We start from the raw sequence: 27,000 nt of genomic DNA, 5'->3' as shown, positions 1-27,000 counted from the left end.
CATCACTATTAAATCAGGAACCGGTGAGCCATGCTCAATCGCTATCCATTGTGGAAGTACCTGCTGATTCTGGTCATCGTAGGTCTCGGGTTTATTTATGCCCTTCCCAATCTTTACCCCGCAGACCCGGCAGTACAGGTGACGGGTGCCAGTTCGTCCAGAGTGATGGATGAGCGTGTTCAGCAGCGTGCTGAAAAGGCTCTGGCAGCGGCCAATGTTGATATCAAGTCTGTTGAACTTGACGACAAGGCATTGCTGATTCGTCTGAACCGTGCTGATCAGCAGCAGTTGTCAAAATCGCTGATCAAAGAAGCGCTTGGGGATGACTATATTGTCGCCATCAATCTGGCCCAGACGACGCCGGAATGGTTAACTGCTATCGGGGCCTACCCCATGAAGCTCGGGCTTGACCTGTCAGGGGGTGTTCACTTCCTGCTGGAGGTCGATACGGCGAAAGCCCTGCAGCTGAAAATGGATATTGCCACCTCAGAAATTCGAACGTCCCTGCGTAAAGAAAAGCTCCGCTATCGCACCATGCCTGAACGTGCCGATGGTGCACGACAGCTGGCATTTAATGACGTGTCATCCCGTGACCAGGCTGCCCGCCTGATCAACACAGATTTTCCTGATTTGACGGTTGAGAACGCTGACGTTAATGGTCGCCCTGTACTTTCTTATCGCTACTCTGAAACGGCCATTAAAGAGATTGAAGATTATGCGGTGCGTCAGAACCTGACCACGGTCCGTAACCGTGTCAATGAGCTGGGTGTGTCCGAGCCATTGGTTCAGCGTCAGGGTCGTAACGGCATCGTTGTTGAGTTGCCCGGCGTTCAGGATACGGCAGAAGCCAAGCGTATTCTGGGTAAGACTGCTAACCTGCAGTTCCGTCTGGAAGCGCTGCCCAATGCTTCCAGGGCCAGCACTGAGTCGTTCAGTTTCCGGGATGCCCGTCGTCCTGCGGTGGATCTTGAACGGGATATCATCATTACCGGCGACCAGGTGTCCAGCGCCCAGTCCAACTTTGATGCCCAGACCGGTCAGCCGCAGGTTAATATCAATCTGGACAGTCATGGCGGTGCTGTCATGAACCGCGCTACCCGTAATAACGTGGGGCGGGCCATGGCGGTTATCTTTATTGAGCAGAAGCCTGTGACCAAAGTGGTCACCAAAACAGTCGACGGTCAGCAGGTTAAGGAAACAATCCCGGGTTTTCAGCAGGAAGAGAGTATTATCAGCCTGGCCACCATTCAGAGTGCGTTGGGTAATCAGTTCCGTATTACCGGCCTGAACTCCACTGCCGAAGCTTCTGAGCTGGCGTTGTTGTTGAGAGCGGGTTCCCTGGCTGCTCCGATGTATTTCGCTGAGGAAAGAACGGTGGGGCCAAGCCTGGGTGCGGAGAATATCCAGATGGGTATTCATTCCACCGTTATCGGTCTGTTTCTGCTGCTGATCTTTATGGTTGTGGTTTACCGGGTGTTTGGCGTGCTGGCGAACCTTGCCCTGGCCATGAACCTGGTGCTGCTGGTGGCGGTGATGAGTCTGTTTGGTGCCACACTGACCATGCCGGGTATTGCCGGTATTGTGTTGACGCTGGGTATGGCGGTGGATGCCAATGTGCTGATTTTTTCCCGTATTCGGGAAGAGATTCGCGGTGGTCGGCCGGTGCAGCGGGCGATCCATGACGGTTTTGACCGGGCGTTTGTGTCCATTTTCGACGGTAATATCACCACCCTGTTGGTGGGTATCATCCTGTTTGCCGTGGGAACCGGGCCAATCAAAGGTTTTGCGGTCACCCTGTGTATCGGTATTCTGACGTCTATGTTCACAGCCATTGTTCTGACCCGTGGCCTGGTCAACCTGACCCATGGCGGTCGTAACCTGAAGAAACTGTATATTTGAGGTGGCAGTGGTGAATGATTTGAAAGTCATCAATTTCATGCGGCTACGCTCCTACGCTTCGGTGTTGTCGCTGTTGTTAATGCTGGGCTCTGTTGGTGCTCTTGCGGTTAAGGGGATTAACTGGGGGCTGGATTTTACCGGCGGCACGCTGATTGAGCTGGTGTATGATCAACCGGTGAAAACGGCTGATATCCGTGATCAGCTGGCAACCGCCGGTTATGACAACGTTGTCGTTCAGGAGTTTGGTTCGGCCGAGGATATTCTGGTTCGTATTCCCGGCGATGATCCGAAAATGGAGGCATCAGTTGCCGGCCTTCTGGGGCAGAACTATGACGGCAACGTTGAGGCTGTGCGCGTTGAGTTTGTCGGGCCTCAGGTGGGTGAGAGACTGAGGGAGCAGGGCGGCCTTGGTATGCTGTTCGCCATGTTGCTGATTACGCTCTACATCGCTTTTCGTTTCCAGTTCAAATTCTCCGTTGGTGCGATTCTGTCCCTGGCTCACGATGTGATTTTTACCCTGGGTCTGTTTGCCCTGTTAGGGTTGCAGTTTGACCTGACGGTGATGGCGGCGCTGCTTGCAGTGATTGGTTACTCACTGAACGACACCATTATTGTTTATGATCGTATCCGTGAGAATTTCCGCAAGCTGAGAAAAGGGGATGCCGATGAGGTGATCAATGTCTCATTGACCCAGACCCTGGGTCGTACCTTGGCCACTTCCGGTACCACCTTGATGGTGTTGCTGGCCCTGTTCCTGTTCGGTGGCGAAATGATCCATAACTTTGCCCTGGCATTGATTGTGGGTGTGGGTGTGGGTACTTATTCCTCCATCTATATCGCTTCCAATATGCTGATCTACATGAGAATCAGCAGGGAGGATCTGATTGTTCCGGTGAAGGAAAATGAAGACTCTGAACAGATGCCATAACGCATCGGATTGAAGAGGTTAAAAAACCGGCAATTTTGCCGGTTTTTTTTTGGTCTATAGTAAATTTCTTGCAAGGCAGGGCACCATAAATACCAATTAAAGAGGTTGCTATGTTTACGGGAAATAATTTTCATCCATGTGGTCATGATGTAACCGTTAGCCATCGCAGAACAGATTCGGGTGCCCGTGGAGGGGCAGATGGTTCTTTTGATAGCCGCTCTGTGAGACCTTCACAAGACTCTGCTTCGCAATATTCACAATACATGAAAGATCGGGAAACACTGTTTGGACGACCGCAGGCGCATTGTTCTGAGCATTGTCCTGGCGAGGGTGGTGATCGTCTCAGGCATCGTGACAGCATCATACCGATATTGTCGGATAGGTTTGAGGCAAAACTGAATGGTGGCACTGAGGCAGCAACAAAAGAAACCGGTGGCAGCAGATTTAACACCGACAAGTACAGGGACGAATGGCTTGCCGGGCCAGAACCGAACAGTGTGGTTGTGGCAAATGGAACACCACTTGATTCTACCTATGCGTGTTTGAATGGCAAAAATGGTTCCACCCAGGTGGTAAAAGTATTGAAACGAAATGATGTTGCGCCTGAAACAGCCTGTTTAACGCAGGTGATGAGAAGTAATTGCCAACTTCCTTCCTCTGAGATGACGATTGATTTAACGCCGGTGGTGGTCACTGATGACTGCTGGGATTCAGTGGCGCTCCATATTCAGCTTCTCACGACTGCCAAAAGTGCTCCCCGGGCCTCCGGTGGGCGCGAGCCAGTGACCAAGACCTGGCAAGCTATTTCAGGGGCATTTCTGCAAATGTGTCACCGTTCCGGTTGTCCACTGCAAGACTCCCGATCCTATTTATTCAAGGATGGTGATCATTATTTGGTGGCCAGTGTAACGCTCAGATCCACTGGCGATGTCCGGGAGTCGACTGTTGGCCTGCTGGCCAGGGATGCCCGGGTTTCAAGTATTACCGTTAATGCCAGTTTAAGAAAAAAACTGAACATTACTGATATTCCTGCGGCCATCAATATCGAGAAGCTTGCCGAAAAGTTTGACTACAATGGTGAAGCTTACGGTATTGGTGGTGCGAATGAGGCCATTCGACAGTTTATAGATGCGTTTATCAGTCCACGACTAGTGCCGGATAAGCTGAAAAATACCATGAAATGTCAACTGACCAGGGGTGGGATTCTTTCGGGGCCTCCGGGTACGGGTAAAACGCTGTTTATTCGGGTTATTGAGTCCTTACTCAAGGAAAATGGCTTTACCGTATCGACCCGGATTATTTCCGGGCCAGAGGTTTTTAACAAATATGTTGGTGAGTCGGAGCAGCGGGTCAGAGCGATTTTTTCGGATGACGACCCGGAAAATAAACAGAGTATTCGTCTGGTGTTAATTGATGAAATTGATTCGATGCTACCGGCCAGGGGGAGGGCGGGCGATAATGGCACCGGGGATAAAGTTGTTAATCAGTTTCTGACCTGCCTGGATGGAATTGAGGAGCAAAGTGGCCTGATTGTTTTCGGCACAACCAATCGGCCAGACCTGATTGATCCGGCCGTGATGCGCCCCGGGCGCATGGATATGCAGATGAAGTTTAATTTGCCAGAAGGCGACCAGCGTCTTCAGATTTTAAAGATCCAGACCAGGAATCTGTCGGATGGCGGGATGTTGAATCCGGATGTCTCTCTTGAAGAGCTGGCGAAAAATACCGCCGGCTTCAGTGGTGCTGAACTGGGATCCCTGGTGGAGAAGGCGATGCAATCGGCTCTGCGCAGGGGGCAGGGGCTGGCAGAGAGCGACACTTTTTTCTGTCCTCAGGCGCTCAGTCAATTAGCGACATTGGATGTCTGCATGGCTGATTTCAAATGGGCTTTTACCCGGGTTCAGCCACAGTTTGGGAAAAGTAATTTCATGTCCCTGGCGGGGAAAACCTTCAAGTACGATGGCTATTTACCAGAAATGGTCAGTCAGCTTAAGACGACACTGGCTGATTTTAAGCGGGATGATTCCCGCTCTACCCTGCGTATTCTTATTACAGGTCCTCAGGGTAGTGGTAAATCAACACTGGCTGCCCTGGCGAACCATGAGTTTGGTTCTTTTTGCAGCTATGTGTCGGCCACCGATGTGGTCAAATCCAGGGATCGCACCAGACCGTTGAATGATGTATTTGCACAGCGGCGTAATCATCAGACCAATCCTGACTGTCATTATGTCGTGATTATTGACGATTTTGATACCATGATTAACTACGATGGTGCTTTCTATGACCGTGCCATGGTGTCTGTGCTGGATGCTCATACCAAGCAATCGTTGCAGGGGCTGGAGGGAGGGAAATTGCTCACGCTCGTTACCGCGACAGCGCATGAAGAGGGAGGGGCTGATTTTCTTTCCCGCCTGTTTCCCGACGATCTGGTGTTCAAAACGATCGGTAAGGAGAAGCTGCAAAATATATTGCCTGCTGATCATGGGCAGGGAAGGTCTGGCTGAGGTGAGGGAGAAGTGAGGCGGAATAGCCTCACTCTACATGGAGTCAGTAGCGGAACATGCCTTCGGTAACGAAAGGTCTGATGCGCTTCAGTACTTCTTTGAAGCAGCCACTGTTGCCGGCAACGATCTGGTTGTTCTTCATGTAGGTATGACCACCTTTGAAGTCACCAACCAGTCCGCCCGCTTCCTGAATCATCAGTACGCCTGCTGCCATATCGTAGTCCTGCAGGCCGATTTCCCAGAATGCATCCAGACGACCGGCAGCCACATAGGCCAGGTCGAGAGCGGCAGAGCCAGCGCGACGGATACCAGCAGTATCCCCCAGCAGGGTTCTCATCATATTCAGGTAGCTGTCCAGGTGGTTGATGCCCGGGTGCATGAATGGGATGCCGGTACCGATCAGTGCGCCGTCCAGATTTCTCCGGTTGCCAACGCGAATGCGTTTGCTGTTCAGGGTGGCACCGTGGCCACGGCTGGCGCAGTACTCTTCCTCTTTGAGCGGGTCGAGAATAACGGCGTGCTCAAGGCGTCCGCGGTATTGAACCGCAATGGAAACCGCAAAATGAGGGATGCCATTGATGAAGTTGGTGGTGCCGTCAAGCGGGTCGATGATCCAGAGGTAATCTTTGCCTTCACCCTTGCCTTCACGGTGTCCGCTTTCTTCACCGTAGAAGCCATGGTCAGGGTAGGTTTTGCTCAGAGAGGCGATAATGGCCTTCTCAGCAGCCTTGTCCACCTCAGTTACAAAGTCGTTACGGCTTTTGAATTCGATATTAACGTGGTCGAGATCTTTGTAGGCGCGGGCTATGATTTCGCCAGCCTGGCGTGCTGCACGCAGCGCCATATTAACCATCGGTTGCATAGGCTTAGTTACATCTGAAATGTGAAAGATCGTATGGGGATGGAATTGTACCGGATTCAACGATCCGATTGTATCCTGGACTGTGAAAATGACTGTCGTTCAGAGGGTAGCAACATTTTCACGAAAAAGTGGGGGCGCATTCTGACAGGATGCCCTTTAACTTGCAATGGAGTATGTGCGTCTGCCGGTCGGTAGTTTTACTATAAGCTTGGCATTGGCCGTAATTTGAGTACACTGACTGGCTGATACTACATGAAGCTAGAGATTCCTGCGGTGCTCGACAATTTTTCCGAGAACATTTCCATAGTACTGGTCAATCCTTCCCATCCCGGTAACATCGGGGCTGCTGCCCGTGCCATGAAAACCATGGGGTTAAGCCAGTTATGTCTGGTCGCGCCGGATGAGTTTCCATCCGGCACCGCAACAGCCCTGGCTTCTGGCGCTGACGATATCCTGCGAAATGCCAGGGTTTGTGCAACTTTGGATGAGGCCCTGGCGGATTGTCAGTTTGTGGTGGGTACCAGCGCCCGGGTAAGAGGTGTTTCTCTCCCGCTGGTGGACCCCCGAGCATGTGCCCGGAGCATTATTGACGAAGCAGTGATCCATAAGGTCGCCCTGATTTTTGGCCGGGAAGATAAAGGCCTGACCAATGATCAGTTGCGACGCTGTCATCTGCAGGTTCATATCCCAACCAATGAAGAATTCAGCTCTCTCAATCTGGGGGCGGCGGTACAGGTACTCTGTTACGAGTTGCGGATGATGCAGTTGCTCAGTGCCGATGCCCTTGAGATGCCCGAGCCCCGCAGTCATGAGTTGGCAAATATGGAGGATATGGAGCGTTACTATGACCATCTGTACCAGGTGTTGCTGGAGATTGGTTTTCTCGATCACAGCAGCCACGAGAAGATTATGGCCAAATTGCGTCGCCTTTATGGGCGGGTTCGTCCGGATCGTGTGGAGCTGAGTATTCTTCGGGGGGTTCTGTCAGAAACCCAGCGGTGTCTTGCCACGAAAGAAACAGAATGAGCAGGACAGGGATAATAACAGACAGGCGCAGACCATGTTTGAGCGAATAAAAGAAGATATTAAAACAGTAATGGACCGGGATCCGGCGGCACGGAACACCTTCGAGGTGGTTACCAACTACCCCGGGCTGCACGCGTTATTGCTGCACAGGGTGTCGCACAAACTCTGGACGTCGGGGTTTTTCTGGCTGGGGCGCATGCTGTCAACATTTAATCGCTGGTTAACCGGTATTGAGATACATCCAGGCGCTACCATTGGTCGACGCTTTTTTATCGATCATGGTATGGGGGTTGTAATTGGTGAAACGGCGGTCATACACGATGATGTCACTCTTTATCATGGTGTGACGCTGGGAGGTACTTCTCCCAATAAGGGCAAGGAACATCCGGCGAACCAGGGTAAGCGGCACCCGACGTTGGCTAATGGCGTCGTTGTGGGAGCTGGCGCAAAAGTGCTTGGACCATTTGTGGTAGGAGAAGGAGCGAGAGTTGGGTCAAATGCGGTGGTTGTGCGTGCAGTTCCGCCGGGGGCAACCGTTGTTGGTATTCCCGGCAGGATTGTGAAGAAGTCGGAGGTGACAGATAGCAATGGTGAACGCCGTCATGCCAATGCGGAAAAGATGGCGGAGAAAATGGGTTTTGATGCCTATGCCGTCACATCTGAAATGCCTGACCCTACCGCCCATGCCATCTCGGCTATGCTGGATCATCTCCATGAAGTGGATTCCCGCTTTGATACTTTGTGCCAGGTGTTAAAAGACCATGGTCTTGAGTGCAAGGTGCGGCCATTGCCAGAGTTAAAGAAAGAAGACTTTGCACCTGTGAAAGAGGAGATTACCAAATCTGCGTAAAGCATCGCCCAATGCGGGCGGTGATATAAGCAACAAGCCCGTAGAGGGCTTGCAGAACCGGAAATTATAGTTATTTACAGGTATTTAGCGTTTCTGTGATATTCTCTGTATGAAAACAAAACGTGCCAACAAAGAACGATTCTATCCAACACTTGGGCAGGAAAAGCTACTGGCTCAATCGTTTGGTTGCTCCCGTTTTGTCTATAACAACACGCTCCGGTTCCGTACTGATGCCTACTACCAAGATGAGAAATCTATCTCTCATTCCGAGGCAGAAAAACGGCTTGTGTCGCTCAAGAAAGAGTTCCCATTTCTGGCTGACGTTTCCAGCGTGATCCTGCAACAAACACTCAGGGATCAGCAAGAAGCCTTCAAGAACTTCTGGGCTGGCAGGGCTAAATACCCTAAATTCAAAAGAAGACAATCAAGGCAAAGTATGCGGCTGACAAAGGCTGCTTTCAGCATGAAAAACGGCCAACTGTTCATCGCCAAAAGTAAAGAGCCGTTAAATATCCGCTGGAGCCGACCACTGGCTTCTGAGCCTTCCAGTATCACCATCAGCAAAGATCGGGCAGGCCGGTACTTTGTCTCTATGCTTTGTGAGTTTGAAGCTAAACCAATGCCTATCAGCAACAAGACAGTAGGCATTGATTTAGGTTTAACCGATCTGTTCATCACATCGGACGGTAAAAAATCCGGCAATCCCCGTCACTCCCGACGCTATGAGCAAAGGCTCGCCTACCTTCAGCGTCAACTGGCTAAAAAGCAGAAAGGCAGCAACAACCGAGCTAAAGCAAAACTCAAGGTTGCCCGTCTTCATGCAAAAATAGCCGACTGCCGGATGGATGCTACCCACAAGGCATCCCGTACACTCATTAACGAGAACCAAGTTGTGTGCGTTGAATCGTTGAATGTGAAGGGCATGATCAAAAATCCAAAGCTGGCAAAACACATCGCTGATGCCAACTGGGGAGAGTTTGTACGACAACTGAAGTACAAGTCTGATTGGGCCGGTCGTGCTCTGGTTGAGATAGACCAATTCTTTCCCAGTTCCAAGCGATGCTCCTGCTGTGGGTTTGTCCATGAAAGTCTGCCGTTGTCTATCCGTGAATGGGATTGCCCTGAGTGCAAAACCCATCACGACAGGGATATAAACGCAGCAAAGAATATCAAAACCGCTGGACTGGCGGGGTTGGCCTGTGGAGCGACTGGAACGGGGGTAGCAGCTTAAAACCCGCTATCTAGGGAAGGCGTGTTGAAGCAGGAAGGTTCTTGGAGCGATCTAAGAACCCTCGCCCGATAGGGCGGGGAGTGTCAGTTCATCGCTACCGTAGCTGTGAGTTTAATCTGACTGGCTTTCCAGTGATGATCTGGCTTTTTTCCTGGTTAGAGTGGGTGGCAAGTGATATATGGTGCTTTGTTTCAGGATGATTGTCCCGATCCCGTGAGCAGTTCCTGAAATATTGCCGCAGCATTTTCTGCTGAAATTGTTGCGGCAAAGGTATTGCATTTTTTAGAAGTATTGATAATATGCGCGGCACTTCAGTCGGTTAGCTCAGTTGGTAGAGCACCACCTTGACATGGTGGGGGTCGCTGGTTCAAGTCCAGTACCGACTACCAGATTTTTATCTTTCCTCAGTAATATCCCTGCATAGCCAGCGATAGCCATTTTGACGATTGGCATTGTTAATCTTAACTTCGCGTTGTCTATTCTCAATTCTTTTGGATTCGTATTCCAAATTTGCAGTCTGGGTCCATGAAGTACGCAATCATCGCTTGCACATTTGGAAATCTTTTTGGGTTGACACAACTGTCATTGAGTTCGGCTATTGATCCATCGGTTCGTTTTACCAGTGTGCAGAAATGTTTAGCATTCTGGTCGACACAGACAGCCGTCCAATTCTGTTGCAATACCTTTGCCATTGATGATTTGGGAATGATGTCATAATTTACGTGTAGCTCATTTGGAATACCAAATAACCATGAAGGGAAAGTGTTTCCACGATCAATGGGATTATTAAATTTCTCTGGAAGGTGTCTGGTGCGATTGTCTGTTTGTTTTGTTGATAGTTGGTATTTATAGAAGCTGCTCCAGTCCTTGGCCAGGTTAATAGCTTTTGCACGTTCTTTGCTTTCTATATCTTTTATTCTTTCTTCCTCACGATGCAGTTTATCTTGCAACTTGGCTAAATCTTCTTCATGTCCCGGTAGGAGTAGTTCATTAAGAAAAATAGACTCCGCTTTCTCCTTTATCTTTTTTTTATGGGCTTCTGGGTCTTCCTTTTTTAGGTCTTCAATAGTGGCACGTTTTTCTTTATTGTCGATGGCTGTTTGTCTTATTAGACTTTCAAGATCTGCCCGTTCCTTACGAAGATTTATAAGGCTATTTTGAATTTTACGTTTTTCTTCAATCTCTTCGTTCGGTATAGGGTGTGTTTCCGGGCAAAGAGCATCCTCGCCAATAAGCTGGTAGGCAGTGACGAAAAAGAGATAATTCTGGTTATGTATTTCACACTGATTTTGTGAGATTGGCAGGCAATCATAGTCTCTGTTTTTAATGCCTTTCAGGGGAAGGTCTTCTGGTTTTGCGTCGGGTGATCTGGCTGCATGGTACATGCTTCTTTGCATTTCTTTTAATTTGTCTAAATCATTCTGCAGTTTCTGAGTGGTATTGCACCATTGACCGCTTTTGAATTGCTCGCGGTAGAGAGCAAATGTATTTTTGAGTGCGCTGCGAATACGTGATTTTGTCTCGGGGTCCCAGCGAGAAGCATTATCAGGGCCGGGAATGTTTATCAGATCAATTTCAGCATCGATATTGTCCAGGAATTGTTGGATTTGCCATTGCACCTTCCCTGAAGGGGGTTGTGCAGCAGTCATTGTCGGTCGTGTCAGTTTTTTTTCGCTTTGATATTCACGCGGTTCAAGGGGCTTTTGTTTGATGGGTGAGCTTTTGGGTTTTGTTGCAGGAGATTTTGTGTGGGGCGTGGGTGGCAGAGATGCTTTTAATAAACCAGGTGTTGCCTTGGTATGTTTCTTGGGAAAGGTCTTATCTTTGCCCCGTAACGCAGATTTGTCCCATTGGGCGGCAGATGTTGCTGTTGCCCATTCAGTGTAATGTTCTTTTATGGCCCTGTAATTTGGTAGTTTGGCGCAGGTTAAATCTATTTTGAACTTACCGTTTTTTCCGGGCATGTAGTGAATTTGCCCATCCAGCGATGTGATGGCTGCGGCATCATCGTTAAAGTATGCACTATCTGTCTGGTTTTCCAGAAGACTTTTAAGTCTTTTGTAGTGTTCATCCGTCAGCAGGTTTTCAGATCTGGATGATGCATTGGCTGATGCCGTTCGTGGGCCTGGAGTCGGGTATTTTTCTTTTAGTGTTGCATCATTGGCTGGCCTGACCAGGGATTTGCTGGCGTTGTGCGGTGCAACCCTGAGTTGCGCGAGGCTTTTAATCTGTGGAGGGAGTTTGTCGTAAAATGCCTTCGCAAGCGCTAGATTGAGTGGGCTGTTTTTGTGTTCGCCAATCTCTTCGTTGACAATGCAGATAACCTTTCTTCTATTGCTTATCAGGCATGTGTTTTCTGTGTCCAGTCGATATGTATCGTCTAAAAGGCGTTGCTCGAGTTGTGCAGAAAAGCTTTGGATCAGGGCTGTGTAGAGTTGAGTATCCATTGTTGCAATCCTTGGGTAAATAATGGTTCTCGGTTGATTCCTTTGTGAGGGAGTCGCAATTTTTAGACAGGTATTTTCTCTAAAAGATCCCCGGTTAACGCTGTTGTCAGTGAAACTAACTCAGCAGGAGGGGAATTTGCTGGTCAATTGTGGTGTGCCAGCTACTGGGAAAAGTGTCTTTGAAAGTTGGAGCTGCTTTCTATAAAATGCCGAAAAAATATATGAATCTGCTTTTTAACATCTTTTTCATCTCCGATTTATTTGACAATTCGTTTAAGTTTTATCGCTAATAGTTGACTATTTTGCTAGGGTATTTCATAATGCCGCGCAAGTACCTTGAGTCTGTAAATATTCTGCTGTCCGGGGAGTCACAGTTAAGAATCTTGGGCTTAAGGTGATCATGAACGGATAAAGAGTGATAACTCTGCCTGAATAGCAAGAGAGATGCTGTATGAGATTGACGACCAAAGGACGTTATGCGGTGACCGCCATGCTGGATCTGGCACTTCATTCCGATCAGGGGCCGGTTTCTCTCGCAGATATATCGGATCGTCAGGAAATCTCTCTCTCTTACCTGGAACAGCTGTTTTCCAAGCTACGTCGTGGTGATCTGGTTTGCAGTGTGCGGGGGCCCGGGGGAGGCTATCGACTCAGTCGTGGTACTGAAGCTATTTATGTTGCCCAGGTGATCGATGCTGTTAATGAGTCCGTAGACGCTACAAAGTGCAAGGGAGCAGGCGGTTGCCAGAAAGGTGTAACCTGTCTGACCCATCACTTGTGGCAGGACCTGAGTGAACAGATTCATTCGTTTCTTGGAGGGATCAGCCTCGCTGATCTTGTTGCGCGCAGGGAAGTGCAAAGTGTTGCTATTCGTCAGGATGAGCAGCAAGACAACAAAATTGCCGCTGACACCATCCTGTAAGGCATCTTTTTACAGTGCTTTGAAGATGCGTGTGTAGTGGCATGATGATTTTAACCCTTTGCGAATCAAGGGTATTGAGCGTACTGACCGCCTGGAGATGTACCAGATGAAATTACCTATTTATCTCGATTATTCCGCAACAACGCCGGTTGACCCGCGAGTGGCTGAGAAGATGATTCAGTGCCTCTCTCTTGAAGGTAATTTCGGTAACCCGGCTTCCCGCTCCCATGTCTTTGGCTGGCGTGCTGAAGAGGTTGTTGAAGATGCCCGTCGTCAGGTTGCCGATCTTATTCATGCTGATCCAAGAGAGATTGTCTGGACGTCCGGTGCTACTGAATCCGATAATCTGGCCATTAAGGGTGTTGCTCATTTTTACAGCAAAAAGGGCAAGCACATTGTTACCTCCCGAATTGAACATAAGGCGGTACTGGACCCTTGCCGTCAGCTGGAGCGGGAAGGGTTTGAAGTCACCTACCTGGAGCCTGACAGCGATGGCCTGATCACGCCGGAAATGGTGGAAAATGCCCTGCGTGATGACACCATTCTGGTGAGTTTGATGCACGTCAACAATGAGATTGGTGTGATCAACGATATTGACGCCATTGGTGATCTGACCCGTTCACGCAAGATTGTCTTTCATGTGGATGCGGCACAAAGTGTCGGCAAAATTCCGCTGAATATGGCAACGATGAAAGTCGATCTGCTGTCCATTTCTGCCCATAAACTCTATGGCCCGAAAGGTATCGGTGTTCTTTATGTCCGCCGCAAGCCCCGAATTCGTCTGGAAGCCCAGATGCACGGTGGCGGTCATGAGCGGGGTATGCGCTCCGGTACTCTGGCCACTCACCAGATCGTTGGTATGGGTGAGGCATGCCGTATTGCTGCGGCGGAGATGGATTCAGAAAGAGCGCGTCTGGCGGTGTTGAAAGATCGAGTGCTTTCCCAGCTGTCCGACCTGGAAGAAGTTCATGTGAATGGTTCTCTTGAACAGCGGGTTCCGGGGATTTTGAATATCAGCTTTGCCTTTGTTGAAGGGGAGTCTCTGATGATGTCCCTGAAAGACCTTGCTATCTCCTCTGGCTCGGCATGTACCTCCGCCAGCCTTGAGCCATCTTATGTGCTGAGGGCCCTGGGCTTGAGTGATGAGTTGGCCCATAGTTCCCTGAGGATCAGTCTGGGTCGCTTTACTTCAGAGGCTGAAGTGGATCATGCCGTAGCAGAGATCAGAGTAGCGGTTGCAAAACTGAGAGAGCTGTCACCGCTATGGGATATGTACAAAGATGGCGTTGACCTCAGTCAGGTTGAATGGGTCGCACACTGATTTTTTATGAAGTTTTGCCACAAACAAAACTTCAGAGGAGAGAAAAATGGCATACAGCGAAAAGGTTATCGATCACTACGAGAATCCACGCAACGTAGGTAAGCTTGACCAGGATTCTCAAAGCGTGGGCACTGGCATGGTCGGTGCCCCAGCCTGTGGAGATGTTATGCGTCTTCAGATTCAGGTCAATGATGAAGGCGTTATTGAAGACGCACGCTTCAAAACTTATGGGTGTGGCTCTGCTATTGCTTCCAGTTCTTTGGCAACCGAGTGGATGAAGGGCAAGACGCTGGATGAAGCGGCAACCATCAAGAATACCGATATTGCCGAAGAGCTGGCACTGCCACCGGTTAAAATTCACTGTTCGGTGCTGGCTGAAGATGCCATTAAGGCGGCAATCGATGACTATCGGGCCAAGCAGAAGCATGATGATGCAGCTCCAGCTGCCTGATGCGGTTCCGGGTATTCATGTGCAGAAGTGCTGTCTTTAAATAGTGCAGGAATATAGCCGGTGTAATCGTTTGGTTTCCCGGAAGTGGATGGAGTTTTAAATGGCAATTACCGTAACCATTGCGGCTGCCCGTCACATTAAAGGGCAGCTTTCCCGCAGGGGCAAGGGGCTCGGCATAAGGCTGGGTGTACGTACTTCGGGATGCTCTGGTATGGCCTACGTCCTTGAATTTGTGGATGTAGTTGATGAGGATGATCTGGTTTTTGAAGATCACGAAGTCAAAGTGTTTGTTGACCCGAAAAGTCTGGTTTACCTGGATGGCACAGAGCTGGACCTGGTAAAGGAAGGGCTCAACGAAGGTTTGCAATTTAACAATCCGAATGCTGCCAGTGAGTGTGGTTGCGGTGAAAGCTTTAACGTTGCTGATGCTGGCTGACGGTAATTTTGAAGCTTTCCGGCTTCGTTAATACTGTTATAGAAGTTGGCTGACACTTTTGATCTGCCTTCCGGCCTGGCTGGTTCTCACTGGTCGGGCCTTATTTGTTTATGGGGTGTTCTTTTTTGCTGTTGAATGCTCCGGGTTTGTCATTTCTGACTTGGGAATAGATTGCATTGTGGTTGATTTAACCAAAAACTATTTTGAGCTTTTTGAGTTGCCTGTTTCCTGTCAGGTTGACCTGCAACGCCTGTCCAGTCAGTACCGTGCGTTGCAACGGGCAGTTCATCCTGACCGGTTTGCCGGGGATGATGAGCGTCAGCAGCGTATCTCTATCCAGTATGCTTCCCATGTTAATGAAGCCTTTAATACGCTGAAACAGCCGTTGCCAAGGGCGATCTATTTGTTGAAGCTGGCAGGCCGTGATGTGGATATGGAGCGCAACACCATTATGGATTCCGGATTTCTGATGGAGCAGATGGAGTTGCGTGAGGCTGTCGCGGATATCAGGTCTGCATCAAATCCTGAGCAGGAAGTTGAGAGGCTGGCCAGTCAGGTGGATGCTGATATTCTTCGATATCTTCAGCAGTTCGAAGGCTTCTGGGTATCTGGGACTGAGCAGGATCTTGAGCAGGCAGAAACGGTTGTCAGAAAGATGCAGTTCATGGTAAAGCTGGCGGCCGAACTGGAACAGCTGGAATCCGAGTTGTTGGACGATTAATCAGGAAGAGAAGAGGCAGATATGGCGTTACTGCAGATTTCCGAGCCGGGACAGGCTCCGGAACCTCATCAATACAAGCGTGCTGTAGGCATTGACCTGGGAACCACCAACTCCCTGGTTGCAGCTGTTCGATCAGGTGCTGCTGAGACGCTTCCTGATATCGATGGCCATCATACCTTGCCTTCTGTTGTTCACTACGGCGAGCAGGGAATTGATGTTGGCAACAGCGCAAAAGCCAGTGCGCTGATTGACCCGGGCAATACCATTGTCTCTGTCAAGCGCATGATGGGGCGCGGGCTTGAGGATGTTGATGCCCTTGGCGGTGTGCTGCCTTACCAGTTTGTAACCGACGCTTCGGGAAAAAGCGAAGGAATGCCGTTTATCAAAACCCGCAGTGGTGACGTCAGCCCGGTTGAAGTGTCTGCCGAGATTCTCCGTTCCCTGGTTGGTCGTGCAGAAGAGACGCTGGGTGGTGATCTGGATGGTGCCGTGATTACTGTACCGGCGTACTTTGATGATGCCCAGCGACAGGCAACCAAAGATGCTGCCAGGCTTGCAGGGCTGAAGGTCTATCGTCTGCTGAATGAGCCTACTGCGGCAGCCGTTGCCTATGGTCTGGATCAGGGGGGCGAAGGCGTTATCGCTGTCTACGATCTTGGCGGTGGTACTTTTGATATTTCAATTTTGCGTCTGGAAAAAGGCGTGTTTGAAGTGATGGCCACCGGTGGTGATACTGCCCTGGGTGGTGATGACTTTGACCGTCTGGTGGCACGCTGGATGCTTCGTGAAGCGGGGGTTGATGAGTCCTCAATTAACCCATTGCAGCTTCGGGAAGCGATGGTTGAGGCTTGTCGGGTTAAGGAAGGGTTGGCCGACGGATCTGAAGTGGAAGTCAACTTTGGTGAGTGGCGTGGTACGCTTTCCCGCGCGCAGTTTAACGAACTGGTAGACCCCTTGATTGATCGTACCATTCGGGCATTCAAGCGATCCCTTCGGGATGCCGGGCTGAAGGCGAATGAGATTGATGAAGTGGTTATGGTGGGTGGCTCTACCCGCATGCCAAGGGTTCGTGAACGGGTTAAGGAATTTTCCGGCAGGCAACCGTTGACCTCCATTGACCCTGATCGGGTCGTGGCCGTTGGTGCAGCTCTTCAGGCTAATGTTCTGGCTGGTAATAAATCGGCAGAAGATATGCTGCTGCTGGATGTGATTCCACTCTCCCTGGGGCTGGAAACCATGGGCGGCCTGATGGAAAAGGTGATTCATCGCAATACCACCATTCCGGTCAGTCGGGCTCAGGAATTTACCACCTGCAAGGATGGTCAGACGGCCATGGCTATTCATGTCTTCCAGGGGGAGCGAGAATTGATTCGTGATAATCGCTCCCTTGCCCGGTTTGAGTTGCGTGGAATTCCTGCCATGCCTGCGGGCGGTGCTAAAATCCGTGTGACCTTTCAGGTGGATGCGGATGGTTTGCTGGGTGTTGCTGCGGAGGAATTGTCCACCGGGGTTAAGAGCAGCATTCAGGTGAAGCCTTCTTATGGTCTCAGTGATTCTGATATCTCCCGAATGCTGAAAGATTCGTTTGCCCATGCCGGTGATGATCGTGATGCCAGGGCGCTGCTTGAGCAGCAGGTTGAGGCTGATCGGGTTGTTGAAGCACTGGTAGTTGCGTTGGATAAGGATGGCCAGACACTGCTCGATAAAGATGAATACGGTGCATTGCTGGCAGATGTTGAATCGCTGAAACAGTGCCGTGAAACCGGTGATGCCAAGTCCATTGCCCGTGAAATTGAACGTATTGCCAAGTCCAGTGAAGAATTTGCTGCCCGTCGAATGAACCAGGGTATTCGTCAGGCTCTTTCCGGACAGAAGTTAGATGATTTGGAGGAGTTCTGAATGACTCGTATCGTTTTTCTACCTCACGATGAATTGTGCCCGGAAGGTGCTGTTCTCGAAGTTGAGCCCGGAGTCACAGTGTGCGACGCAGCTTTGCAGAATGGTATTGAAATTGAACACGCCTGTGAAAAGTCCTGTGCCTGCACCACCTGTCATGTCATTGTCAGGGAAGGCTTCGACAGCATGGAAGAGCCGGATGAGCTCGAAGAAGACATGCTGGACAAGGCCTGGGGGCTTGAGCCTGAGTCCCGGCTGAGCTGTCAGGCTGTGGTGGGTGATGAGGAGCTGGTGGTAGAGATTCCCAGGTACACCATTAACCAGGTTTCTGAACGTCGTTGATGTCGGTTGCTGGTCTGTTTGGGGTTTTCCCGAACAGAGCAGCGCAATGATCATGGAGTGGGGCAATGAGTTTAAAGTGGGCAGATGTTTATGATATTGCCATTGAGCTTTATGAGGCTTATCCGGATGTGGATCCCCGGTATGTCAATTTTGTCGATCTGAGAAGCTGGGTTCTGGCGCTGGACAGTTTTGAAGATGATCCTGAGCGTTGTGGTGAAAAGGTGCTTGAGGCCATTCAGATGGCCTGGATTGAAGAGTCTGAAGAGTGATTTTTTGGCGTTGAGGCTGAAAGAACTGACACTATCGACTCTATTGTATACAATGCTGCCAGAACTCCTGCTACGGACAGCCTGAGCCAGGGAGCCTGTCGGACTTAAGACTGTCCTACTGCGGTTGCGATAAATTGGTCTAAAAATTCCTGCTTCTTCGTCAAATAGCCCCGCTATTCTCCTCAGAAACAGAAATTTTTATCCTCAATTTCTCGCAATCCTCGCTACGGACGCTTAAGTCCGACAGGCTCCAAGACATGGAAAGCTGAGAGAGTCGTACGTTTTTAATAAGTAATAACAATCCCGAAAGGGCTCGAAAATGACAATCTGGAGATCGTAATGGCGGTAGAGCGCACTTTATCCATTATAAAACCTGATGCAGTAGCCAAGAGTGTCATCGGTAAAATTCTTGCTCGTTTTGAGCAGGCTGGTTTGCAGGTTGTAGCGACCAGGATGATCCATCTTTCTGACGAGCAGGCGGGTGGTTTCTACGCTGAGCACAAAGAGCGTCCATTTTATCAGGACCTGGTTGCGTTTATGACGTCAGGGCCTGTTGTGGTATCCGTCCTTGAGGGCGAGAATGCCGTAGCCCTGAATCGTGAGCTGATGGGCGCTACTAACCCGAAGGAAGCTGCTGAAGGCACCATTCGGGCTGATTTTGCAGAGACCATCGATGAAAATGCGGTTCATGGATCGGACTCAGTAGCTTCTGCTGAGCGTGAAGTGGCCTACTTCTTCGAAGGTTCGGAGATTTGCCCCAGAACACGTTAACGGAATCAGCCCGCTGACAAATTGTCAGTTTGCCCTGGCCTGACCGTGTTCGGGGTAAACATGAGAATATAAGCCATCAGGAGGCAGGCCTTCTGATGGCTTTGAGGTATTAATAAGATGTCAGAATTGATCGAGCCATCTATTATCGATCAGGCCAGTGAACTGGCTGGCGAGCTGGCCACTCAGGCAGCCAAAGTCAATTTGCTGGGGCTTTCACGGAAAAAAATGGAAGCCTTCTTTCTTACTATTGGTGAGAAAAAATTCCGTGCTGATCAGGTTTTGAAGTGGATTCATCATCATCGGGTTGATAATTTCGATGAGATGACCAATATCAGTAAATCCCTTCGTGAGCGGCTTAAGGCCAATGCTGAAATTCGCGGTCCAGAGGTGGTCAGCAGCCATTTTTCTGAGGATGGGACCTGCAAGTGGGTTGTGCGGGTGGCCAGTGGCAGTTGTGTTGAAACGGTATTTATTCCTGAAAATGGACGCGGAACGCTGTGCGTCTCCTCCCAAGCAGGCTGTTCCCTGGATTGCAGTTTCTGTTCTACGGGCAAGCAGGGTTTTAACTCTGACCTGACGGTGGCGGAAATCATTGGCCAGGTATGGGTTGCAGCCCGTCATTTTGGCAATGTACCGGCCAGGATGGATCGATCCATTACCAATGTGGTTATGATGGGGATGGGCGAGCCATTGATGAACTTCGATAATGTCGTTGATGCCATGGACCTGATGATGGACGACCTTGGCTATGGACTTTCCAAACGTCGGGTGACGTTAAGTACATCCGGTGTTGTGCCTGCGCTGAGAAAGTTAAGTGAGGTATCTAATGTCTCCCTGGCAGTGTCACTGCATGCGCCAAATGATGAGCTGAGAAACCAGCTGGTCCCGATCAACCGGAAGTATCCGCTGGATCAGCTGCTGGATGCGATCCATCATTACATGAACAGTTTGACGGACAGTAAGCGGGTCGTTACGATCGAGTATACGTTGCTTGCCGGTGTGAATGATCAACCTGAACAGGCACAGCAGCTGATTGCTTTGCTGAAAGATCTGCCCTGTAAGATAAACCTCATTCCGTTCAATCCATTTCCTCATTCAGGGTATGAAAGACCCAGCAATAATGCAGTGAGGCGGTTTCAGGAGAGTTTGCAGCTGGCTGGTTTTAATGTCACCGTAAGAAAGACAAGAGGTGATGATATTGACGCTGCCTGCGGTCAGTTAGTGGGCAATGTAATGGATAAGACCCGGCGCAGTGAGCGCTACATAGCAGCCAGACAGGTATAAGCTGTCCGGGATGCATCTGTTATCCGACAGGCTCCCGCAGGTTGCTACTCTCAACGGCGTCCCGGATATATTTATAAATTGCAAATGTGGGGATCAGCATGGGAGTCAAATTGAGGCCCATTGCACTACTGTTTTCTGTATCTCTGGCACTGACAGGCTGTGTCACCACGGACAGTCGGCCTGTTAATGAGAACAGGGCAGTGGTGGACTATATGAATCTGGCCAGGGGTTATCTTCAGGAAGGTTACTCGGAAAAAGCGGTAAGGCCGCTGGAAAGAGCGCTTGAGATTGAGCCCTATTCGGCCAGTGTCCATGGCATGCTGGGTATGGCTTATCAGCGTCAGGGGGAGGATCAGCTTGCCGAGCAGGCGTTCAACAAGGCGCTGGCCATTGACCCTGATGCCGCGGACATACGCAATAACTTTGGTGCTTTCCTGTTCTCCAGAAACCGGCTTCAGGACGCTTATCGTCAGTTTCAACTGGCTTCCGGGGATGTTGCATATTCCCAGCGCAGCCGAACCTTTGAAAACCTCGGGATTGTTGCTTTGCGGATGGGCCGGTCTTCCCTGGCGGTTGATCACTTTACCCGGGCTCTTCGTCTGAACAGTAACTTGCCAAGGGCCAATCTGGAGCTTGCCGCTATCTACAAAGAGCAAGGCAATCTCTACACAGGGTGGCAGCACTACCAGGCCTTTGCCGGGTCGGCTGAGCAGAGTCCTCGCAGCTTGCTACTGGGTATTGAGCTGGCAAGGGCAAACCGGGCTCAGGATAAAGCGGCAGGTTATGCTTTGAAGCTGGAAAGGTTGTATCCCGGCTCTGTGGAGCTGAAGCATTATCGGAGTCGATTGGGTCATGAGTGAACAGGATACTCAGCAGGAAGAAGCTATTCAGACGTTTGCTCCCGGTGCTGTGCTTGCCCGGGCCCGTGACAGTCAGGGGCTATCTATCCTTGAAGTGGCTGAAAGCCTGAAGATTACCGAAAGTTATGTTAAGGCCATTGAGGAGAGCACGTTTGATATCCTGCCACAGGCGGCATTTGTCCGTGGCTATATTCGTAATTATGCGAAACTGGTGGGGCTTAATGGCGAAGATCTGGTCAGGGACTTTGACCATTTTATGGGTGTCGATGGGCTGGAATCTCCGCGTTTACAGGGTTCTAAGAAGTTGAAGCCGCTGCGAGCTCACAGTGCACCTTCTCCGGTATATGCGCTTGCGCTTTTGCTGCTTGTGTCGCTGGGAGGGTTTGGTTATTACCTTTGGAATAGCTTGCTGGGTATCGAACCAGTGGTCGAGGTGGCCATTATCGAAGACGTATCTGAGGATGTGCCTGAGCCTCTGGTGACTGATGTCAGTGTTGTCTCTGTCCCCTCTGCTGCGGAAATTAGCGAGAGCGTGGAGGAAGAGGCTGTTCCAGCTGATGACACCACAATTTTAAAAGAAGACCCAAGCCTGGAAAAGGATCAGCCTGTTCTGAAAGAGACCATTTCAGAGGTTCTCCCAATTGCCATGGCCGGTTCCGAGGTTGTTGATACGACAGATGAGCCCAATTCACCAATTGTTGATCTGATTCAGCCTCTTGTTATTAATTTCTCAGAAGATTGCTGGGTTGAAATCAAGGATGCCACCGGTGAAGTGCTGATTTCAACCGTGCAGAGAGCCGGGTCTTCCATTAATCTAGATGTTTTTCCCCCAGTGAATTTGCGGTTCGGTAATACCTCTGGCGTGGACAGTATCCTGCTGGATGGCGAGCCGGTAGCCAAACCAAGCTCGAATACCCGGGTGGCCAGTGTCCTGTTAACAGGCAGTGGTCAGGGGTAAATCAATAGTCCTTAAAACTATGTCCTTTCAGTGAAGAAACTCCCGACAGCGATGGGCATTCTTTAATGGAAGGGCTGTGGGATTGTCACACAAAGGCGTTAACGGTTATAGTTGCCTACTTTTTATTGCGAACCGCCAAATCGCCTGTTCCTGACGAACCGGGTGAAGTTATGTGGTGTTTTTGGTAGAGGACATTTGAACTTGGGCAAGCAGCTTCAAGCCATCCGTGGGATGAATGATATTCTTCCTGAACAGACCCCTGTCTGGCAGTACCTTGAGCAGCAGGTACGCTCTGTCCTGAGCACTTATGGTTATCAGGAAATCCGGGTTCCGATTGTGGAAAGCTCTGCCCTGTTCAGTCGGGGTATTGGCTCTGGTACGGATATTGTTGAGAAAGAGATGTACACCTTTGAAGATCGCAATGGTGACAAGCTCTCCCTTCGTCCTGAGGCCACTGCCGGGGTTGTTCGCGCAGGTATTCAGCAGGGCCTGTTTTACAACCAGATTCAGCGGTTGTGGACTTCTGGCCCGATGTTCCGCTATGAGCGTCCGCAAAAAGGCCGTTATCGCCAGTTTCACCAGATCAGTGTTGAAGCCTATGGCATGACAGGTCCGGATATTGATGCGGAAATGATCATGATGACGGCACGGTTCTGGCAGAAGCTTGGTCTGACAAAGCATGTCACGCTGGAGCTGAATACTCTGGGGACTCTGGAAGCCCGCATCCGTTATCGTGAAGCTCTGGTGACTTATCTCAGGGATTATGAGTCAGAGCTGGATGACGACAGCCGTCGTCGCCTGACCATCAACCCGCTGAGAATTCTCGATAGTAAAGATCAAAACACACAGAAAATTGTTGCCGGTGCACCCGAGCTGTTTGACTATCTGGACGAAGAGTCACAGGAACACTTTGCGCAGTTAAAGCAGATTCTGGATGAGGCGGGTGTTGCTTATCGCGTGAATCCAAGACTGGTGCGTGGACTTGATTATTATGGCAGAACCGTTTTTGAATGGGTGACAGAAAGCCTGGGTGCCCAGGGAACTGTGTGTGCTGGCGGTCGTTATGATGCGCTGGTTGAGATGTTGGGTGGCAAGCCGACACCTGCCGTGGGCTTTGCCATGGGTATTGAGCGTCTGGTGTTGATGCTGGAAACGCTGCAGTTACTGCCGGAATCCGTTTCTAATCGGGTGGATGTGGCGGTGGTTGCTGTCGGTGAGGGTGTTGGCCACCGGGCGCTTCCGTTAGTGGAAAGACTGCGTGATGGATTGCCGGAGCTGAAGATTCTGATGAATTGCGGCGGTGGCAGCTTTAAAGCACAAATGAAGCGTGCAGATCGTAGCGGTGCTGCCTATGCTCTCATTCTGGGCGAAGATGAGTTGGGTGCGGGGATGGTTACTGTGAAATCCCTGAGGACGGATGAAGCCCAGCAGCAGCTGCCAATCGCCGATGTGGCCGGACATTTGCAAAAAGTACTATAGAATACTGCTGTTCAGTAAACTGCTCGTTGATGCGATTGTACTGTTAACGGCTTCAGGAAAGAAGTCAGGAGTAAAGGGTGAGTTACCAATCTGATGAAGAGCAGGTCCAACTGCTCAAGAATCTATGGAAAGACTATGGTCAGCCAGTTGTGCTGGGTGTTGCCATGACACTGGCAGCGGTTTCCGGTTATCAGTACTGGCAGAAGACGCAGCAGCAGGAAATTGCTGAAGCTTCATCGCTTTATCAGAACTTGCTGGATACTATTTCCAATGGATCCTCTCTGGAGCAACAGGCCCAGTTATCAGCGCCGCTGACTGAGGAGCAAAAAGCAACGGTAAGTCACGTTGTATCTTCATTGCAAAAGGATCATGGCAGCAGTCAGTATGCCGCCTTTGCAACGCTTTTTCTGGCTCAGCAGCAGGTGCAAGATAACCAGTTAAGTGCCGCCCGGGCTTCCCTGGAGTGGGTTCTGGCTCAGAAACCCGCAGTTGAAATTCAGACAATGGCCAGTGTCCGGCTGGCAAGGGTACTGATCAGTGAGTCTTCCGGGAATGGTCAGCAGGCGCTGGATATCCTGACCCGACTGAATGCTGGCAAGTCCTATGAGGCAACCGTAGAGTCAGCAAAAGGCGATGCTTACCTCGCCCTTGGTGATCGTAAGCAGGCCGAGACGGCTTACCGCAAAGCGGTCGATGCCGCACAGGACAACGGCCTGAACCGTCCGTTGTTGCAACTCAAGCTGGACGATCTGGCCGCAATGGCACCTCAGGAGGGGTAACGCAATGGAGAGGTTATTTAAAGGCTCTTTGATTCTTCTGCTGATGCTGGGACTTTCTGCATGCAGTCTTTTTTCATCGGATGAAGAGGAGGTGAGAACGGCCAAACCTCTCCAGACGATTGCTGAGGAAAAGGTCAGGCTGGTTGAAGTGTGGTCCAGGGGTGTTGGCAAAGGGGTTGGCAAGCGATTTGAAAGCCTGAAGCCCGCGTTGGATGGCGATAAAGTCTTTGTTTCTGGCGCAGAAGGTACGGTTTTTGCACTTGAGCGTGATACCGGAAAGGAAGTCTGGAAGAAAAAACTCAATACCCGTGTTGGTGGTGGCGTCAGTGCCGCAGCGGGTATGGTGTTGCTTGGGACGCTGGATGGTGAAGTGATTGCCTTGGACCAGGACAATGGCGATGAACTCTGGCGAGAGCGAGTCAGTAGCGAGATTCTCAGTGCGCCGATAACTGATGGTTTCTATGTCGCTGTGCAGAGTATTGATGACCGTCTGACCGTGCTTGATGCTGAGAGCGGACAGTACCTCTGGCGTCAGGAAGCGCTGCAGCCGGCGCTGACGTTAAGAGGTTCAGCTGCTCCACTGATCTTCAGCGAAGCGGTGTTTGCCGGGTTTGCCAGCGGCGAAGCAAAAGCCTTCCGTCTGAAAAACGGTGCACCATTGTGGAGTTCCCGGGTTGCCGCCCCCAAGGGCAGTACTGAGCTGGAACGGATGGTTGATATCAAGGGGGCTCCGCTGATCCTTGGAGATTCCATTTTCTTTGTCAGCTTCCAGGGCAATGTTGCCGGGTTGGACCTTTACAGTGGCCGGGTTCGCTGGGCAAAAGAGCTGTCCAGTTATGAATCCATGTCAGAAGGGTTTGGTGCTATCTACCTGACCAGTGAAGAGAGTTATGTCAGCTCCATTGACCAGAGAACCGGTGCCGCTAACTGGCGACAGGAAGATTTTGAGTTCCGTCAGCTGTCTGCACCCGCAGCGTTCAGCAGTTATGTTGTGGTCGGCGATGGTGAGGGTTATGTGCACCTGTTGTCGCAGGTTGATGGCAGTCAGGCTGGACGTTTCAAGGCTGACTCTTCTGCAATTAAAACCCAGCCTCTGGTGGATGGTGACTTGATCCTGGTCTTGTCAGCTGATGGTGAGCTGGTTGCTTTGAAGGAAAAAGCTTCCGGGTAGTGGAAGCTGGTTTCTGACTTTTAAGAATGTTGTCGGGCTGAATCTTTAAAAGGATTCAGCCCGTTTTCAATTTCGGTCTGATGACCGATGCGCTGGGAAAGCGTGTTCTGAATGATTTCCCCGCTGCGTAATTTGTAATTTTGGTAAATCTTATGGTTCCTGTAATTGCCCTGGTGGGTCGGCCAAATGTTGGCAAGTCCACCCTTTTTAACCGTCTGACCCGCTCCCGGGATGCTTTGGTAGCCAACGTGGCCGGGTTAACCCGCGACCGGAAATACGGTGAGGGCAAAATTGGTTCGCATCCCTATATTGTCGTGGATACCGGCGGTATTTCCGGTGATGAAGAGGGGATTGACTCTGCCATGGCAGAACAGTCGCTGGCGGCCATCAATGAGGCGGATGTTGTCCTGTTTCTGGTGGATGCCAAAGCCGGGTTGACAGCTGCTGATGAAATGATTGCTTTGCACCTTCGCAAACAGGGTAAAAAGTATCACCTGGTGCTGAATAAGGTAGACAGGGTGGATGCTGAGCAGGCCGAGGCGGATTTTGCTTCCCTGGGTATCGGCGAAGCCTATCATATTGCTGCCGTGCATGGTCGGGGTGTCAGCAACATGATCAATGACGTGCTGCTGGAGTGTACTGACGGTGAGGCAGAAGAGTCTGATGAGCTGTCAACCAGGCCCAGAGGTATCAAGATTGGTATCGTTGGTCGCCCTAACGTGGGTAAATCTACCCTGGTTAACCGCCTGTTAGGCGAGGAACGAGTGGTTGTTTACGATCAGGCGGGAACGACCCGTGACAGTGTTTACATTCCTTATGAGCGTTTTGGTCAGGACTATACGCTGATTGATACGGCAGGTGTCCGCAGAAGAGGCAAGGTGTCCGAATCCATCGAAAAGTTTTCGGTCATCAAGACGCTGCAGGCGATTGAAGATGCCAATGTGGTGGTTCTTGTGCTGGATGCCCGTGAAGGTATTGTGGAGCAGGATCTGCATCTGCTGGGCTTTGTTCTGGACGCGGGGCGTGCTGTGGTCATTGCACTGAACAAGTGGGATGGCATGGAAGAAGAGCAGAAAACCCAGGTAAAGACAGAGCTGAAGCGTCGACTCGGGTTTATCAATTATGCCCGCATTCACATGATTTCGGCAAAACACGGTACCGGTGTTGGCAATTTGTATGACTCTATTGAAGAGGCGTATGAAGCGGCGACGAGTAAACTGTCCACCAATCGTCTGACGCGAATTCTGGAAGATGCTGTTAAGGAGCATCAGCCGCCCATGGTCAATCATCGCCGTATTAAGCTGCGTTACTGCCATGCTGGAGCCATGAATCCGCCAACGATTATTATTCATGGTAACCAGACTGAGCGGGTGCCCGCAGCTTATCGACGTTATCTGGAAAATACCTTCCGTAAAGTGCTGAAGATTATGGGAACGCCTATTCGAATTGAGTTCCGCTCAGGTGATAACCCTTATGCGGAAACCAAAGAGGTTGATCAGAGGCAGGCTCACCGTAAGCGCAGAGTTGAAAAATCGGCGCAGTTTGCCAAAGAGAAGCGTAAGACAAAGCGTTCCTGACTGGTTCAGGTGAGTA

General features: G+C 50.4%; 24 protein-coding genes and 1 tRNA gene. 23 read left to right on the top strand and 2 right to left on the bottom strand.

The genetic code is table 11. The features are described from left to right. Positions 1-30: 30 nt before the first annotated feature. The 3 genes from secD to ACO6VE_RS15840 all read left to right on the top strand — a co-directional run bounded on the left by secD (position 31) and on the right by ACO6VE_RS15840 (position 5,331). The gene (gene secD, locus ACO6VE_RS15850) at positions 31-1,899 is read left to right on the top strand and encodes a protein translocase subunit SecD (RefSeq protein WP_422448477.1); all 1,869 of its coding nucleotides are present in this window, start codon (positions 31-33) and stop codon (positions 1,897-1,899) included. Positions 1,900-1,909: 10 nt separating this feature from the next. Further along, complete coding sequence (gene secF, locus ACO6VE_RS15845; RefSeq protein WP_422448475.1) at positions 1,910-2,827, top strand: protein translocase subunit SecF; 918 nt, start codon at positions 1,910-1,912, stop codon at positions 2,825-2,827. 110 nt (positions 2,828-2,937) lie between these two features. Continuing rightward, positions 2,938-5,331 carry an AAA family ATPase gene (locus ACO6VE_RS15840; protein WP_422462251.1) on the top strand — a complete coding sequence of 798 codons (2,394 nt, stop codon included), beginning with the start codon at positions 2,938-2,940 and terminating at the stop codon, positions 5,329-5,331. Positions 5,332-5,374: 43 nt separating this feature from the next. Here the strand turns inward: ACO6VE_RS15840 and ACO6VE_RS15835 are convergent, their stop codons facing one another. After that, positions 5,375-6,193: an inositol monophosphatase family protein gene (locus ACO6VE_RS15835; RefSeq protein WP_101746268.1), complete on the bottom strand. Its 819-nt coding sequence runs from the start codon at positions 6,191-6,193 to the stop codon at positions 5,375-5,377. Positions 6,194-6,445: 252 nt separating this feature from the next. Here ACO6VE_RS15835 and ACO6VE_RS15830 point away from each other — a divergent pair, with 252 nt between their 5' ends. From ACO6VE_RS15830 to ACO6VE_RS15815, 4 genes are all read left to right on the top strand, one after another. Beyond that, positions 6,446-7,219, top strand: coding sequence for an RNA methyltransferase (locus ACO6VE_RS15830; protein WP_422462249.1), 774 nt, complete (start codon positions 6,446-6,448; stop codon positions 7,217-7,219). Then, positions 7,197-8,069, top strand: coding sequence for a serine O-acetyltransferase (gene cysE / locus ACO6VE_RS15825; protein WP_422462247.1), 873 nt, complete (start codon positions 7,197-7,199; stop codon positions 8,067-8,069). The genes ACO6VE_RS15830 and cysE overlap by 23 nt, the downstream gene beginning before the upstream one ends. A gap of 109 nt (positions 8,070-8,178) precedes the next feature. Beyond that, positions 8,179-9,300, top strand: a complete 1,122-nt coding sequence (locus ACO6VE_RS15820; RefSeq protein WP_422462245.1) for an RNA-guided endonuclease InsQ/TnpB family protein — start codon at positions 8,179-8,181, stop codon at positions 9,298-9,300. Positions 9,301-9,613: 313 nt separating this feature from the next. Beyond that, positions 9,614-9,689, top strand: a tRNA-Val gene (locus ACO6VE_RS15815). 93 nt (positions 9,690-9,782) lie between these two features. Here the strand turns inward: ACO6VE_RS15815 and ACO6VE_RS15810 are convergent. Next, the gene (locus ACO6VE_RS15810) at positions 9,783-11,747 is read right to left on the bottom strand and encodes a hypothetical protein (protein WP_422462243.1); all 1,965 of its coding nucleotides are present in this window, start codon (positions 11,745-11,747) and stop codon (positions 9,783-9,785) included. A gap of 451 nt (positions 11,748-12,198) precedes the next feature. Between ACO6VE_RS15810 and iscR the strand changes: the two genes are divergently transcribed. From iscR to der, 16 genes are all read left to right on the top strand, one after another. Beyond that, the gene (iscR, locus tag ACO6VE_RS15805) at positions 12,199-12,669 is read left to right on the top strand and encodes a Fe-S cluster assembly transcriptional regulator IscR (protein ID WP_269673865.1); all 471 of its coding nucleotides are present in this window, start codon (positions 12,199-12,201) and stop codon (positions 12,667-12,669) included. A gap of 106 nt (positions 12,670-12,775) precedes the next feature. Continuing rightward, a complete protein-coding gene (locus tag ACO6VE_RS15800) occupies positions 12,776-13,990 on the top strand; it encodes an IscS subfamily cysteine desulfurase (RefSeq protein ID WP_422462241.1) in 1,215 nt (404 codons plus the stop codon). Between the two features lie 46 nt (positions 13,991-14,036). Then, positions 14,037-14,441 carry a Fe-S cluster assembly scaffold IscU gene (gene iscU / locus ACO6VE_RS15795; RefSeq protein ID WP_066016291.1) on the top strand — a complete coding sequence of 135 codons (405 nt, stop codon included), beginning with the start codon at positions 14,037-14,039 and terminating at the stop codon, positions 14,439-14,441. A 100-nt stretch (positions 14,442-14,541) separates the two neighbouring features. Next, positions 14,542-14,877, top strand: coding sequence for an iron-sulfur cluster assembly protein IscA (iscA, locus tag ACO6VE_RS15790; protein WP_101746263.1), 336 nt, complete (start codon positions 14,542-14,544; stop codon positions 14,875-14,877). Positions 14,878-15,055: 178 nt separating this feature from the next. Then, entirely contained in the window at positions 15,056-15,598 is a 543-nt protein-coding gene (gene hscB, locus ACO6VE_RS15785; protein WP_422462238.1) for a Fe-S protein assembly co-chaperone HscB, read from the top strand. A 21-nt stretch (positions 15,599-15,619) separates the two neighbouring features. Then, complete coding sequence (gene hscA / locus ACO6VE_RS15780; RefSeq protein WP_422462236.1) at positions 15,620-17,497, top strand: Fe-S protein assembly chaperone HscA; 1,878 nt, start codon at positions 15,620-15,622, stop codon at positions 17,495-17,497. Further along, entirely contained in the window at positions 17,498-17,836 is a 339-nt protein-coding gene (gene fdx / locus ACO6VE_RS15775) for an ISC system 2Fe-2S type ferredoxin (protein ID WP_101746260.1), read from the top strand. A 65-nt stretch (positions 17,837-17,901) separates the two neighbouring features. Next, entirely contained in the window at positions 17,902-18,105 is a 204-nt protein-coding gene (iscX, locus tag ACO6VE_RS15770; protein WP_209199592.1) for a Fe-S cluster assembly protein IscX, read from the top strand. 339 nt (positions 18,106-18,444) lie between these two features. After that, positions 18,445-18,876 carry a nucleoside-diphosphate kinase gene (gene ndk, locus ACO6VE_RS15765; RefSeq protein WP_101746258.1) on the top strand — a complete coding sequence of 144 codons (432 nt, stop codon included), beginning with the start codon at positions 18,445-18,447 and terminating at the stop codon, positions 18,874-18,876. A 117-nt stretch (positions 18,877-18,993) separates the two neighbouring features. Further along, positions 18,994-20,160 (top strand): 23S rRNA (adenine(2503)-C(2))-methyltransferase RlmN, encoded by a 1,167-nt coding sequence (rlmN, locus tag ACO6VE_RS15760; protein ID WP_422462234.1) that lies wholly within the window; start codon positions 18,994-18,996, stop codon positions 20,158-20,160. A gap of 98 nt (positions 20,161-20,258) precedes the next feature. Next, positions 20,259-21,020 carry a type IV pilus biogenesis/stability protein PilW gene (gene pilW / locus ACO6VE_RS15755; protein WP_163371854.1) on the top strand — a complete coding sequence of 254 codons (762 nt, stop codon included), beginning with the start codon at positions 20,259-20,261 and terminating at the stop codon, positions 21,018-21,020. Next, positions 21,013-21,978: a helix-turn-helix domain-containing protein gene (locus ACO6VE_RS15750; protein WP_422462232.1), complete on the top strand. Its 966-nt coding sequence runs from the start codon at positions 21,013-21,015 to the stop codon at positions 21,976-21,978. Before pilW ends, ACO6VE_RS15750 begins: the two co-directional genes overlap by 8 nt. A gap of 201 nt (positions 21,979-22,179) precedes the next feature. After that, positions 22,180-23,457, top strand: a complete 1,278-nt coding sequence (gene hisS / locus ACO6VE_RS15745; RefSeq protein ID WP_422462230.1) for a histidine--tRNA ligase — start codon at positions 22,180-22,182, stop codon at positions 23,455-23,457. Positions 23,458-23,534: 77 nt separating this feature from the next. Continuing rightward, positions 23,535-24,236 carry a YfgM family protein gene (locus tag ACO6VE_RS15740; protein ID WP_422448447.1) on the top strand — a complete coding sequence of 234 codons (702 nt, stop codon included), beginning with the start codon at positions 23,535-23,537 and terminating at the stop codon, positions 24,234-24,236. Between the two features lie 4 nt (positions 24,237-24,240). Beyond that, positions 24,241-25,407, top strand: a complete 1,167-nt coding sequence (gene bamB, locus ACO6VE_RS15735; RefSeq protein ID WP_422462228.1) for an outer membrane protein assembly factor BamB — start codon at positions 24,241-24,243, stop codon at positions 25,405-25,407. 152 nt (positions 25,408-25,559) lie between these two features. Continuing rightward, complete coding sequence (gene der / locus ACO6VE_RS15730; RefSeq protein ID WP_422448443.1) at positions 25,560-26,984, top strand: ribosome biogenesis GTPase Der; 1,425 nt, start codon at positions 25,560-25,562, stop codon at positions 26,982-26,984. Positions 26,985-27,000 lie beyond the last annotated feature (16 nt).

It is taken from the genome of Endozoicomonas sp. ALB115, from assembly GCF_049310245.1.
GTDB lineage: Bacteria > Pseudomonadota > Gammaproteobacteria > Pseudomonadales > Endozoicomonadaceae > Endozoicomonas.
Note: the sequence above shows the minus strand (reverse complement) of the source record. Positions and strands in the feature narration are given on the sequence as shown.

What these genes read in the sequence shown, in the direction of transcription:
- ACO6VE_RS15840 (WP_422462251.1), top strand. Translation starts at nt 2,938, where the DNA reads ATGTTTACGGGAAATAATTTTCATCCATGTGGTCATGATGTAACCGTT.
- iscU (WP_066016291.1), top strand. Translation starts at nt 14,037, where the DNA reads ATGGCATACAGCGAAAAGGTTATCGATCACTACGAGAATCCACGCAAC.
- ACO6VE_RS15750 (WP_422462232.1), top strand. Translation starts at nt 21,013, where the DNA reads ATGAGTGAACAGGATACTCAGCAGGAAGAAGCTATTCAGACGTTTGCT.
- secD (WP_422448477.1), top strand. Translation starts at nt 31, where the DNA reads ATGCTCAATCGCTATCCATTGTGGAAGTACCTGCTGATTCTGGTCATC.
- bamB (WP_422462228.1), top strand. Translation starts at nt 24,241, where the DNA reads ATGGAGAGGTTATTTAAAGGCTCTTTGATTCTTCTGCTGATGCTGGGA.
- der (WP_422448443.1), top strand. Translation starts at nt 25,560, where the DNA reads ATGGTTCCTGTAATTGCCCTGGTGGGTCGGCCAAATGTTGGCAAGTCC.
- iscX (WP_209199592.1), top strand. Translation starts at nt 17,902, where the DNA reads ATGAGTTTAAAGTGGGCAGATGTTTATGATATTGCCATTGAGCTTTAT.
- pilW (WP_163371854.1), top strand. Translation starts at nt 20,259, where the DNA reads ATGGGAGTCAAATTGAGGCCCATTGCACTACTGTTTTCTGTATCTCTG.
- ndk (WP_101746258.1), top strand. Translation starts at nt 18,445, where the DNA reads ATGGCGGTAGAGCGCACTTTATCCATTATAAAACCTGATGCAGTAGCC.
- rlmN (WP_422462234.1), top strand. Translation starts at nt 18,994, where the DNA reads ATGTCAGAATTGATCGAGCCATCTATTATCGATCAGGCCAGTGAACTG.
- ACO6VE_RS15830 (WP_422462249.1), top strand. Translation starts at nt 6,446, where the DNA reads ATGAAGCTAGAGATTCCTGCGGTGCTCGACAATTTTTCCGAGAACATT.
- iscR (WP_269673865.1), top strand. Translation starts at nt 12,199, where the DNA reads ATGAGATTGACGACCAAAGGACGTTATGCGGTGACCGCCATGCTGGAT.
- hscA (WP_422462236.1), top strand. Translation starts at nt 15,620, where the DNA reads ATGGCGTTACTGCAGATTTCCGAGCCGGGACAGGCTCCGGAACCTCAT.
- ACO6VE_RS15800 (WP_422462241.1), top strand. Translation starts at nt 12,776, where the DNA reads ATGAAATTACCTATTTATCTCGATTATTCCGCAACAACGCCGGTTGAC.
- ACO6VE_RS15810 (WP_422462243.1), bottom strand. Translation starts at nt 11,747, where the DNA reads ATGGATACTCAACTCTACACAGCCCTGATCCAAAGCTTTTCTGCACAA.
- fdx (WP_101746260.1), top strand. Translation starts at nt 17,498, where the DNA reads ATGACTCGTATCGTTTTTCTACCTCACGATGAATTGTGCCCGGAAGGT.
- iscA (WP_101746263.1), top strand. Translation starts at nt 14,542, where the DNA reads ATGGCAATTACCGTAACCATTGCGGCTGCCCGTCACATTAAAGGGCAG.
- ACO6VE_RS15835 (WP_101746268.1), bottom strand. Translation starts at nt 6,193, where the DNA reads ATGCAACCGATGGTTAATATGGCGCTGCGTGCAGCACGCCAGGCTGGC.
- ACO6VE_RS15820 (WP_422462245.1), top strand. Translation starts at nt 8,179, where the DNA reads ATGAAAACAAAACGTGCCAACAAAGAACGATTCTATCCAACACTTGGG.